Below are 11256 nucleotides of genomic sequence, written 5' to 3'. Positions count from 1 at the left end.
GGCTGACGACGCCGGCGGGCAGGGGCTCGTTCCTCGCCCCTGCCCTGGTCGTCGTGTGGCGGCCGCCCTCGCCAAAGATCGGCCGACCACAGCGCACTTTCGAAACAGGCGCAGGACACTAGTGCGCCAACCGGGAGTCGGTCAGCAGGAACGTCCCCCGGTCGGGCGGCTCGGTACCGACCTGCCAGGTGTCGCGCCAGTGCCCGACGCGGGTGTCGTCCCAGTACTCGATCCAGACCATGCGGATCCCGTCCTGCACGGTGGCGGTCTCGGGCAGCTCCAGGTCCACCGCGAGGGCGAGGTCCGAGCCGGGCGGCAGGTCCGGCCGCCACGGCTCGAGGCGCGCAGCCTGCGCGGTGGCCGGGTCGCGGTCGGTCAGCAGCCACACCACGGTGACGTCGATCGCCCCGCGACCCGCACCGCACTGCACCCTGCCGTCCTCCCGGCTCACGCCCGGGTGGATCCGCGGCCGCATCGTCCGGGCGAGGGCCGCGCGCGAGCGTCTCGCGGTGGCGCTGCTCTCGGCCGCGGCCCGCATCGATCCCAGCGCCGCGAGCGCCGCGAACCCGGTCGCCGACACCGCGCCGGCCGCCTCGAGCGCGCCGACCAGCGCGGTGTCCTTTTTGAACCCGATGAACACGGCGAACAGCGCGGCCAGGCCGCCGACCGTGAGCGCGTAGACGATCAGCCTTTGTGGACGGGACACCCGACGACCGTACCGAGGGGCCGGCGGGTTACCTCACGACGCGGTACTTCAGGTGGGTGACGCCGGGCGCCTCGATGGCGCGGATCTGCTCGAACTTCACCGCGCCGATGTCGTCCAGCAGGCGCTCGCCCGAGCCCAGGATGACCGGGGTGACGTGCAGCTCGAGCTCGTCGAGCAGGCCGGCGGCGAGGTACTGCCGGATCGTGGCGGCGCCGCCGTTGATCGTGACGTCCTTGTCGCCCGCGGCGGCGCGGGCCCGCTCGAGGGCGGACTCGATGCCGTCGGTGACGAAGACGAACGTGGTGTCGGACAGGGTCAGCGGCTCCCGCGGGTGATGGGTGAGCACGAAGATCGGCGTGTGGAAGGGCGGATCCTCGCCCCACCAGCCCTTCCACGGCTCGTCGCCCCACGGTCCCCGGCCACCGCCGAACATGTTGCGGCCCATGATCCCGGCGCCGACGTTGGCGATGGACTCCTCGATCACCGCCGTGCTGGCGTTGACCTCGCCCCCTTCCATGCCGTGTTCCCTGCGCCACGCCTCCAGCCCGACCACCCAGTCGTGCAGCCGCTCGGCGCCCTCGCCGAGCGGGTCCGCCAGGCTCTGGTTCGGCCCCGCCGCGTAGCCGTCGAGCGAGATCGAGATGTTGCAGCGAACCTTGCCCATCATGTCCTCCTGGTCAGTGCCGTTTCGCGGGTAGACAACCGCACCGCGCGAAACTCATCGGTCCTAGGCTTGCGTGATGGTCGACACATTCGGCAGCGGTGGCTGGGAGTGGCTGAACCCACCGCCGCGGTGGACGGCGGACGGCAAGGGCCTGACCGTGACCGCCGGCCAGGGGACCGACTTCTGGCGCGTCACGCACTACGGCTACATCCGGGATTCCGGGCACGTGCTCGGCCGGCGGTTCACCGGGGATCTCCGGATGACGGCCACCTTCTCGGCCGACTACCGGGAGCGGTACGACCAGGCCGGCCTGATGATCCGCGTCGACGAGCGCACCTGGATCAAGGCCGGGCTCGAGCTGGACGAGCGGCACCTGGTCAGCGTCGTGGTGACCCGCGAGACGTCGGACTGGTCGATGACGCCGCTCCCCGCGCCGCCCGAGGGACAGGTCACCATCGAGCTCGAACGCAGCGGGGACGCCGTGTTCGTCCGCTACGGCACCGACGGCCGGGCCGACATCCCGCTCCGCCTGGCCGCGCTGCCCGCGGACGCGGAGGTGCTCGCCGGTCCCATGTGCGCGGCCCCCACCGGCTCCGGCTTCGAGGTGCGCTTTACCGAGCTCCTCGTGCACCCAGGCTGACGACACGGTTGCCGGCCGCGGGAACGGACTGCGCACGGTGGGAGATGGGGGGTGGACCGTCCCAGTGCGACGATCGCTGTGGCTGGGGCTGTTCGCGCGGTCAGGGAGTGGTGATGGGCAACGAGGCGACGGTGTCGAGCATCGCGGAGGCGCAGCCGGATCCGCGGCGGTGGAAGGCCTTGGCGGTGTTGTGCGCGGCCACGTTCATCATCATTTTGGACGGGTCGATCGTGTTCGTCGCGCTGCCGTCGATGGCCCAGGATCTGGCGCTGACGCCGACGGCGGTGCAGTGGGTGCTCAGCGCCTACCTGCTCAGCTTCGGCGGGCTGCTGCTGCTCGGTGGCCGGGTGGCCGACCTGGTCGGCCGGCGGCGGGTATTCATGGCCGGCACCGCGCTGCTCGGGGTGTCCTCGTTGCTGTGCGGGCTGGCCTGGTCGGCCGACGTGCTGGTCGGGGCGCGGGTGCTGCAGGGCCTTTCCGGGGCGATCATGGCGCCGACCGCGCTGTCCATTCTGATGAACACGTTCCCGCAGGCCAAGGAGCGCAACAAGGCGCTCGGTTTCTGGAGCTCGGCGGGCGGTGTCGGCGGCACGGTCGGCTCGCTGCTCGGCGGCCCGATCACCCAGGGGCTGGGCTGGAGCTGGATCTTCTTCATCAACGTGCCGGTCGCGGTGCTCGTGGTCGCGCTGAGCCCGGTCCTGCTGCGGGAAAGCTACGACCGGAACCGGGCCCGCACGCTCGACGTGGCCGGCGCGCTCACCAGCACGGTGGCCCTGGTGCTGCTGGTCTGGGCCATTACCGACGCGCCGGAGGTCGGCTGGCTCGGCGCGCGCACGGTCTGGCTGCTGGTGTCCGTGGTGGTGCTGGTGGCGGTGTTCGTTCTCATCGAGTGGCGCTCCAGCGCGCCGCTGATGCCGCTGCACTACCTGCGCTCCAAGGGTTTCGTGGGTGGCAACCTGGTCCTGGTCGTCGTCGGCATGGCGGTGAGCGGCGGGATGGGTTTCATCCTGACGCAGTACGCGCAGGTGGTTCTCGGCTACTCGGCCGTCCAGTTCGGACTGATCTTCTCGGTCATGACGGTGCTGACGATCGTCGGCTCGATGCTCGCCGGCGGTCGGCTTGGGCTGCGGTTCGGCCCGCGGCCCGTCGCCATCGTGGCACTGCTGCTGATCGCCGCGAGCTGCCTGACCTTCACCCGGATCGACGCGAACGGCTCCTTCGTCAGCGACATCCTGCTCGGCGTGCTGCTGTTCGGCCCGGGGCTGGGCGCCGGTTTCGTCGCCGGCAACATCGCCGCGCTTGCCGGTGTGCCCGAGCGCGACTCCGGCCTCGCCTCCGGCGTCTCCAACGCCACCTTCCACATCGGCGGCGCCCTCGGCATCGCCGTCCTCGCCACGGTCGCCGCCTCCGAGGCCGCCGGCCCGGACCCGCTCACCGCCATGACCACGGGCTTCCAGTACGCCTACGGCGTCGCGATCACGTTCGCCGCGGCCGGCATCCTCGCCGCGCTGTTCCTCCTCGGCCGTCCCGCCAAGCCGGCCGTCACCCCGGTACCCCTCACCGAGGAGACCGACCGCAGGGCCGCCTGACCCGGATCCGGGTCAGGACAGCAGTTTCCGCAGCCACGCGGAGCGCTCGAGATGGATCGGCCGGAAAGCGTTACACGTGGGTTGGCGTGACGGTCACGATTCCGCGGTCGGCGTCGACGGTGACGCGGTCGCCGGTGTGGATGAGGGTGACCGGGTCGCGGTCGAGGTCGGTGATGGTGGGGACGCGGGTGACGACGGCGCCGAGGGCGGACTTGGTGGACAGGGTGGTGAAGACCATCGCAAGGGGAGCGGTGCCGAGTAGGCGGGTGGCCTGGAAGAAGCCGGACCAGCCGGAGGATCCCTTGGCGCCGGGGAAGACCAGGACCTTGCCGGTGAAGCGGACGCCGTAGAGCTCGTGCCGGCGCTCGATGATGGTGCCGGACTCGGGGTCGATGCCGCCCCAACCGGAGATGGTCTCGTGAGAGACCAGAGCCTCGCCGGTGGCCCGGCCGGGCACGATCCCGCGGCCGGTGAGCGTGATCGTCACCGCAGTCCTCCGCGCCACCGTCCGGTGACGGCCGCGTCGACGCAGTCCTCGAGCGAGCCGAACCAGGCCTCGATCCCCAGGATCGCCGGCAGGTAGTGGGCCTGCTTGGCCGAGTCCGTTGCGAACACCCGGGTGCCGGGCGGCGCGGCTTTCGACATCGCCGGGCAGGAGTCGGTCAGCACCCGGCCGCCGGCCCGGGTGATGATCTCGGTGTAGCCGTTGCGGTCGGCGACGGTACGCAGCGCGCGGGGCGTCATGATCCACAGCTCGGTGCCGGGGTACAGCGTCCGGCCGGCCAACATCCTTGCCGCGGCGGCGATCTGGTCGAGCGACGCGTGCGGGCAGCCGAGCAGGACGAAGTCGACGTCGGTGCGATCCCCTTGCGCGTTCAGCGTTTCGTACACCGCGCGGCGCTCGCGCCGGCCGTAGCGGATCGGCTCCGGCCACGCCCGCCCGCCGAACGCCGCGTCGAGCGTCGGCGCCTCCGGGGTGAGACCGGGAACGTGGTACAGCTCCACGCCGCCGGACGACGCGGTCGCCGCCCCGAAGTGCTTGAGGTCGGCCAGATCCGGTCGGTGCAGGTCCCCGGTCACCACCGGCCGGCTCTCCTGGACGGTCTCGCCGACGAAGTAGCCGAACATGCCCCACTCCAGGAACCCGTCCACCGGCACCGCCGCCTCGATCAGGTGCGTGCCGTGCCGGTTCTCGCTGAGATGGTTGCCCCAGCAGGGAATCTTACCCGTCAGGCCGGCGGCGCCGGTGGAGGCCGTGCCCTCGCAGTTGGTCCTGGCGCCGAGCACCGAGTTGGCGTAGACCACCGCGGAGGACTCCATCCACGCGCAGTGCTCGCCGCGCACCGGCAGGTTGCCCACCTGGTACGGCGTGCAGGTGGCGAGGATCGTGACGCCGTGGTTGCCGTAGAAGGACTCGGCGTCCGACTGCAGCTCGATCATGGCCGGCGGGTACGGCGTCAGCCCGAGCGCGTCGTCGCCGAACCCCTGCTGCAACTGGCAGGTCGGCACCCGCATGTGCGGGATCTCGAAGTCGCCGTCGCTGTCCAGGTTGAGCACCGCGTATGCCTTTGCCCAGCCGCCCGCGCGGACCAGCGAGGCCTTCACCGGCGACGGCTGCGTCATCGTCCCGGCGACGTTGCGGGTGTCGCAGAGCCGGTCCGCGCCCAGCGCCTCCCCGTACCGCACGAGGAGATCCATCGCGGCGGCGACCGCCGGACCCTCGGCGCCGTCGAGCATCGCCTTCTCGTCGTCGTTCAGTCGCATGTGGACATCCTCAGCCTTCGACATTCTCGCGCACGCGCTCGCGCAGGGCGGCCGGGTCGATCTCCTGCACGCTGCCACCGCCGGCGAGGTCGAGCGCATGCGCCGCACCGAATCCCATGGCCGCGCACGGCCCCATCACCCGGACGCTGGACAGCGCGGCCGCGTCGCCGTCCACGCACCGGCCGGCCGCGACCAGGTTGTGCGCGCCCCGCGGGATCAGGCTGCGCAGCGGGACGTAGTGCACGTGGTCGGCGTCGTAGGTCTCCCACACGTACCCCTCGGCCCGGTCGTGCAGCTCGATGGGCCAGGCCGTGCGGGCGACCGCGTCGGCGAACCGGTGCCCGGACCGGACCTCGTCGGTGCTCAGCTGGTGCACGCCGGCGATCCAGCGGGTCTGCCGGCGGCCGGGAAGGCCGTAGCTGCGCACCTTCGCCTCCCCGAACGCCTTCGGGAACTCCGCGCGCAGGAACGCCACGACGCGGTCGGCCTGGGCCCGCCCCGCCAGCTGGGCCCGTGCCGCCCGCACCGCGCCGAGCGGCGCCTCGACGTGCGTCATGTTCAGCACCGCGGTGTTCCGGCCGGGGAAGAAGAACGCCAGCCCGTCGTGCCGGACCAACCCGTACTCGGCCGCCTTCTCCTCGATCCGGGCGACCAGCTCGTCGGGCTCCGGCTTGAACTCCTCGCGCAGGTTCTCCAGCCGGATCTGCTGCGAGCCGTAGATGGTGCGCTCCGGGACGCGGCAGGGCAGGCCGGCCTCCCAGGTCAGCGCCGCGTCGCCGCTGGCGTCGACGAACCCGCCGGCCCGCACCCGCACCGGCCCGTGCCGGGTGGCGAACGTGACGGCGGCCAGCTGCCCGTCGGCGCCGTCGACGGACAGCACCGATGCCCCGAGGACGACCTGGATTCCCAGCTCCTGCACCAGGTTCTCGATCCACCGGCTCAGCACCACCTCGTCGTAGGCGACGGTGATCGTGTGGTTGACGTTGAAGTGGATGTCGCCCGTACGGCTCAGGTCGGCGAACATCGGGTCGAAGATCCCGTGCGTGAGCTGCCGGAACTCCGGCCCGTTGCCGTACACCCCGCAGAACAGCCCGATGAGCGAGTTCACGCACTGTCCACCCAGGACCGGCAGGGCGTCGGCGAGCACGACCGACCGGCCGAGCCGGCGGGCCGCCACGGCGGCCGACAGCCCGGAGATCCCGGCCCCCACCACGCAGATGTCGGCGCCGAGCCGCTCTGTGGGGTCGCCGGCCGGCTTGACGACGGTGTTGACCTTGAGCTCGGTGAGCGGGTGCGGCATCAGCTCTCCCGGACGGTCCGGCGCCGGTCCAGCTCGGCGGGATCGACCAACAGGTCCACCCGGCGGGCGTCGAGGTCGATGGAGATCCGGTCGCCGTCGGCCACCACCGCGAGCGGCCCCGGCAGCGCGCCCTCGGGCCGCACCTCGCCGACGACGATTCCCCGGTTGACCAAACCGGACAGTTGCCCGTCGGTCACCACGGCCACCCGCTCGGTCAGGCCCACCGCGTCGAGCGCGAAGACCGGTTGCGAGGCCATGCCCATGCCCGGCGTGCCGATCCAGCCCAGTCCACGCAGGACGAGCACGTCGCCCGGCCGGACCGCCCCGCCCTCGATCCCGGCGATCGCCGCGGCCGCGTCCTCGAACACCCGGGCCGGACCGGCGAAGGTGCGCGCCCGGCTCTCGGTGACCGACAGCTTCACGATCGCCGACTCGGGCGCGAGCGAGCCGCGGATCACCACGACCGTCGGGTGATCGCCGCGCGGGTGGCTCAGCGGCCGGATCACCGCCTCGTCCTTGACGATCGCGCGCGCCACCCGCCGCGCCACCGTCTCCCCGGTCACGGTGACCGCCTCGCCGTGCACGTGGTCGCCGAGCTGCTTGAGCACCGCGGCCGCGCCGCCGGCGTCTTCGAACTCCTCGATGGTGTCGTCCCCGTTGGGGCGCACCGCCGACAGCGGCCGGATCGTGTCCGCATAGGACTCGAACAGCCGGTACACGTCGGTGTCCGTGCCCGCCTCGCGGGCGATCGCCTGCAGGTGCTTGACCGTGTTGATCGAGCCGCTGATCGCCAGCACCGCCATGACCGCGTTGGCGAACGCCGCCGGGGTCAGGATCGTGCGCGGCCGGCGGTCGGCGAGCACCGCGTCCATGATCGCCGCACCGCTGGCCCGGACCGCGTCCCACATCGGCGCGCTGTTCGCCCGCACCGGGGTGGTGCCCGGCAGCGTCATGCCGAGCGCCTCGGCGACGATGTGCATCGAGTTCGCGGTGCCCATCCCGGTGCACACCCCCGGCCCGGTGATCGCCCGCTCGCTGAGGTCGCACAGCGCGTCCACGGTGATCCCGCCGGACCTGACCTGGCTCGCCCGCAGGAAGACCTCCTCGATGTCGACCCGCTCGCCGCTGTCGAGCCGGCCGCAGCTCTGGTAGCCGCAGGCGACGATCAGCGTCGGCACGTCCACCCGCGCCGCCGCCATCAGCTGGCCCGGCGTGGTCTTGTCGCACGAGGCGAGGCAGACCATGCCGTCCAGCTGCGCGCCCTCGACCACCGCCTCGATGTCCTTGGCCACGAGGTCCCGGCTGGACAGCACGTAGCCGCCGCCGGCGCCGGCGCTCATGATGAAGTCGGTCGGCGCAACGGTCCGGATCTCGAACCCCACGCCGCCCGCGGCCGCGATGGACTCCCTGACCGCGGCCGCGATCGGGTCGAGGTGGCTGAAGCACGGGGCGAGCCCGGACGAGGAGTTCACCACCGCGATCTTCGGCTTGGTCAGGTCCGCATCGGACAGTCCGAGCGCGAGCCACTGCGCCCGCCGCGTGGCCCACCGGGTGCTGCCGACCGGGAAGTTGCTGCGCAGGTTCATGCCAGCAGTACTCAATGGTTCGCTCCGCAAGCTCCGCCAAGCCTGCGTCTCCTCGTTCCTCGGAGACGCAGGAGTATTGTTTGGTTCGCTCCGCAAGCTCCGCTCACTCACCGGTTCACGTCCAGCTGGCTGTAGACCGACTCGTGCCACGGGATGACGAACCGTTTGAGCCCGTTGACGACGAAGTACAGCAGCAGGCCGAGCGCGGACAGCAGGATGATCACCGCGAACAGCGCGGGCGCGTCGAGGTCGTTGAGCGTGCGCACGACGAGGTAGCCGAGGCCCTCGCTGCCGCCGAGGTACTCGCCGACGATCGTGCCGATGATCGCGAACACGATGCCGACCTCCATGCCGGCGAACACGTACGGCAGCGTGCTCTTCAGCTCCAGGTGCTGGAAAGTCTGCCACCGGCTGGCGTTCAGGCTGCGCATCACGTCGCGCTGGCCGGCCTCCACGGAGCGGACTCCCAACTGGACATTGAGCATGATCGGGAAGAACGCCAGCATCGCCGACATGATCACCTTCGAGGTCATCCCGAAGCCGAACCAGATCACGAACAGCGGCACCAGCGCCACCTTGGGCACCACCTGGGAGGCCACGATCAGCGGCCGCAGCCCGCGCTCCATCCACGGCACCTTGCCGAGCACGACGCCGACCGCGACCCCGCACACCAGGGCGATCAGGAACCCGCCGATGGTCTCGGTCGCGGTGATCCAGGCGTGGTTCCAGGTCTCCGGCGTCCTGATCACCTCGACCAGGCTGTGGTACACGGTCACCGGGCGCGGCAGCACCAGCTCGGAGATGTCGTTGACGCGGACGAACACGTCCCACAGGAACACGAACGCCACCAGGATCAGCGGGGTGCTGACCCAGGGGAGCAGCTTGCGCGACATGTGTTACTCCTCCCCGTCCTGCAGCCCGTGGCGCAGCTCGCGGACGATCGCGCCGAACTCCGGCTCGGTCTGCACGTCGATGCCGCGCGGGCGTTCGAAGTCCACGGTTCTGACCTCGCGGATCCGGCCCGGCCGCGGGGTCAGGTGCACGACCCGGTCACCGAGGAACACCGCCTCGGTGATGTCGTGCGTGACGAACACGACGGTCGCGTTCGCCGCCAACGCGATCCGCTGCAGCTCGAGGTTCATCCGTTCCCGGGTGAGTGCGTCCAGCGCCCCGAACGGCTCGTCCATCAGCAGCAGCTTCGGCCGGATGGCCAGCGCGCGGGCGATCGCGACCCGCTGCCGCATGCCCCCGGACAGCTCCCGCGGGTAGGACCGCTCGAACCCGGCGAGGCCGACCAGCTCGGCCAGCTCGTGCGCCCGGTCCCGCCGCTGCCGCTTGCCCTGCCCGCGCAACCGCAGCGGCAGCGCGATGTTCTCCGCCACCGAGTACCAGGGGAACAGGTTCGGGTCCTGGAACACCACACCCAGCTGGGACACCACCGATGAGTCCACTGTGGACCCGTGCCACAACGTCCGGCCCTCGACCAGGATCCGCCCGGCCGACGGGCTGAGCAGCCCGGCCAGCATGCGCAGCAGCGTGGTCTTCCCGCACCCCGACCGCCCGATCACCGACACGAACTCGCCGTCGTCGATCGTCAGGTCGATGTCGGCCAGCGCCCGGGTGCGCGCCCGCCTGGTCCGGAACTCCTTGCCGATCCCGATCAGCTCGAGCTTGGTCGTCGAGCCGGCCCCGGCGTGCACCTCGGGGGCGAGCGTGTCGGGAGTGGACACGTCAGGCTCCCCGCGTGGGCAGCAGGCTGTTGTCGATCCAGGAGGCGGCGTTCCCACCCGGCTTGGCCACCCCGGCCGCGGTGAGCTCGTCGTATCCGGCAACCCACGCGGCCTCGTCGGTGACCAGCAGCGGCTTGCTCGCGTCGCCGCCGGTCCACAGGTCGCGCATGGTGATCAGGCTGTCCCTTGCCACCTTGTCGTCGTCGAGCGCGGCGAAGGAGTACTTGGCGCGCAACCGCTTGATGGTCTCGTCGAACGACTCGTCGGCCACCATCGCCGCCAGCGCATCCTTGATCCCGGCCAGGAACGCCCTGAGAACCCCGGGATTCTGCCGAATCCCGTCCCTGGTCGCCACGAACACCTGCGAGTCCGACCGCACGATCACCCCGGGGTCGAACACCCCCGCGTCCTCGTGCTGCGCGGTCACCACGTTGGCGGTGTCGATGCTGACCACGTAGCCGACCAGCCGGCCCTGCTGAACCAGGTTGAACGTCCCCGGCGTCAACCCGACGACCTGGCGCTTGACCTGCCTGGGATCCAGCTTCGCGTTGGCCATCACCAGCGAGACCACCTTGTCGCTGGTCCCACCCTCGGACGGCACACCCATCGTCTGGCCGAGAAAGTCCTCCGGTTTCTCCAACGGATGATTCTTCTTGCTGTACACGAACCGCAGCGACGACCCGCGGGTCAGCGTGCCAATATTGACCAGCGGCTGGTTGGAGTCGGCGACCGCCGTCATCACGTCGATCTGCCCGAGCCGGGTCACCGGCCCGCTGCCGGCCAGCAGCGTCTGCATGGCCTGCGGCGACCCCTTCACCGGCTGCAGCTCAACCTCCAGCCCATGATTGGCAAAATGCCCCCCGACCACCGCGAGCAGCTCCGGCGCCAGCGACAACGTCTCCAGCGGCAGGTAGCTCAGAAACGTCGCGCGCTCCCCGCCCCGCCCCCCGGCCGTCGCATCCGACCCGCACGCGGCCAGCAGCGACGGACCCGCGGCCGCGGCGGCCACGGTGACCGCGGAGCGGGTGAGAAAGGACCTCCGGCTTGACGTCATCGCGTACTCCTGTCCCGGTCCGGCCTGGTCAACCGAGACTCCGTGCCCCCGCCGCCGGTGACTACCCACCTTTCCGCATAACGGAAGGGGAGGTGTGACGCGTCGTCATCGGGGAGTGGTGGACAGGAGCACGGTGCGGCGCAATCACCACCCGGCCCGAAGGCGTGCTCTGAACGGCGTCCGCGCCGCGCGGCGCGGACGCCGTTCAGAGCACGCCTTCGGG

The 11256-nt window shown here is 71.3% G+C and carries 11 protein-coding genes; 2 read left to right on the top strand and 9 right to left on the bottom strand.

The window, feature by feature from the left end; all coding sequences use genetic code 11:
• Positions 1-118: 118 nt before the first annotated feature.
• Positions 119-706, bottom strand: a complete 588-nt coding sequence (locus VGX25_RS03220; protein ID WP_326916052.1) for a hypothetical protein — start codon at positions 704-706, stop codon at positions 119-121.
• Positions 707-734: 28 nt separating this feature from the next.
• On the bottom strand, positions 735-1373 hold the full coding sequence (locus tag VGX25_RS03215; protein WP_326916051.1) for a dihydrofolate reductase family protein: 639 nt from the start codon (positions 1371-1373) through the stop codon (positions 735-737).
• 73 nt (positions 1374-1446) lie between these two features.
• On the opposite strand from VGX25_RS03215, the gene VGX25_RS03210 reads away from it, so the two are divergent.
• Together VGX25_RS03210 and VGX25_RS03205 are read left to right on the top strand one after the other, a co-directional pair.
• Positions 1447-2010 (top strand): DUF1349 domain-containing protein, encoded by a 564-nt coding sequence (locus tag VGX25_RS03210; protein ID WP_326916050.1) that lies wholly within the window; start codon positions 1447-1449, stop codon positions 2008-2010.
• 113 nt (positions 2011-2123) lie between these two features.
• Positions 2124-3599, top strand: a complete 1476-nt coding sequence (locus VGX25_RS03205; RefSeq protein WP_326916049.1) for an MFS transporter — start codon at positions 2124-2126, stop codon at positions 3597-3599.
• Positions 3600-3669: 70 nt separating this feature from the next.
• Here the strand turns inward: VGX25_RS03205 and VGX25_RS03200 are convergent, their stop codons facing one another.
• The 7 genes from VGX25_RS03200 to VGX25_RS03170 form a co-directional block, all read right to left on the bottom strand.
• Positions 3670-4086 carry an aconitase X swivel domain-containing protein gene (locus VGX25_RS03200; protein WP_326916048.1) on the bottom strand — a complete coding sequence of 139 codons (417 nt, stop codon included), beginning with the start codon at positions 4084-4086 and terminating at the stop codon, positions 3670-3672.
• Positions 4083-5363 carry an aconitase X catalytic domain-containing protein gene (locus VGX25_RS03195; RefSeq protein WP_326916047.1) on the bottom strand — a complete coding sequence of 427 codons (1281 nt, stop codon included), beginning with the start codon at positions 5361-5363 and terminating at the stop codon, positions 4083-4085. Before VGX25_RS03195 ends, VGX25_RS03200 begins: the two co-directional genes overlap by 4 nt.
• A gap of 10 nt (positions 5364-5373) precedes the next feature.
• The gene (locus VGX25_RS03190; RefSeq protein WP_326916046.1) at positions 5374-6663 is read right to left on the bottom strand and encodes an FAD-dependent oxidoreductase; all 1290 of its coding nucleotides are present in this window, start codon (positions 6661-6663) and stop codon (positions 5374-5376) included.
• A complete protein-coding gene (locus tag VGX25_RS03185) occupies positions 6663-8264 on the bottom strand; it encodes a dihydroxy-acid dehydratase (protein ID WP_326916045.1) in 1602 nt (533 codons plus the stop codon). The genes VGX25_RS03190 and VGX25_RS03185 overlap by 1 nt, the downstream gene beginning before the upstream one ends.
• 92 nt (positions 8265-8356) lie before the next feature.
• Positions 8357-9142 (bottom strand): ABC transporter permease, encoded by a 786-nt coding sequence (locus VGX25_RS03180; RefSeq protein WP_326916044.1) that lies wholly within the window; start codon positions 9140-9142, stop codon positions 8357-8359.
• A 3-nt stretch (positions 9143-9145) separates the two neighbouring features.
• Positions 9146-9979: an ABC transporter ATP-binding protein gene (locus VGX25_RS03175; RefSeq protein WP_326916043.1), complete on the bottom strand. Its 834-nt coding sequence runs from the start codon at positions 9977-9979 to the stop codon at positions 9146-9148.
• A gap of 1 nt (position 9980) precedes the next feature.
• On the bottom strand, positions 9981-11033 hold the full coding sequence (locus tag VGX25_RS03170; RefSeq protein ID WP_326916042.1) for an ABC transporter substrate-binding protein: 1053 nt from the start codon (positions 11031-11033) through the stop codon (positions 9981-9983).
• Positions 11034-11256: the final 223 nt, after the last annotated feature.

Origin of the sequence: Actinophytocola sp., from assembly GCF_035942955.1 — a bacterium.
In the GTDB taxonomy this organism is placed as follows: Bacteria; Actinomycetota; Actinomycetes; order Mycobacteriales; family Pseudonocardiaceae; genus DASYTH01.
This window is presented reverse-complemented; position numbering and strand designations above follow the sequence as displayed.

Coding starts and splice junctions, on each gene's coding strand:
- VGX25_RS03215 (WP_326916051.1), bottom strand. CDS start 1,373: ATGATGGGCAAGGTTCGCTGCAACATCTCGATCTCGCTCGACGGCTAC.
- VGX25_RS03170 (WP_326916042.1), bottom strand. CDS start 11,033: ATGACGTCAAGCCGGAGGTCCTTTCTCACCCGCTCCGCGGTCACCGTG.
- VGX25_RS03180 (WP_326916044.1), bottom strand. CDS start 9,142: ATGTCGCGCAAGCTGCTCCCCTGGGTCAGCACCCCGCTGATCCTGGTG.
- VGX25_RS03210 (WP_326916050.1), top strand. CDS start 1,447: ATGGTCGACACATTCGGCAGCGGTGGCTGGGAGTGGCTGAACCCACCG.
- VGX25_RS03205 (WP_326916049.1), top strand. CDS start 2,124: ATGGGCAACGAGGCGACGGTGTCGAGCATCGCGGAGGCGCAGCCGGAT.
- VGX25_RS03190 (WP_326916046.1), bottom strand. CDS start 6,663: ATGCCGCACCCGCTCACCGAGCTCAAGGTCAACACCGTCGTCAAGCCG.
- VGX25_RS03195 (WP_326916047.1), bottom strand. CDS start 5,363: ATGCGACTGAACGACGACGAGAAGGCGATGCTCGACGGCGCCGAGGGT.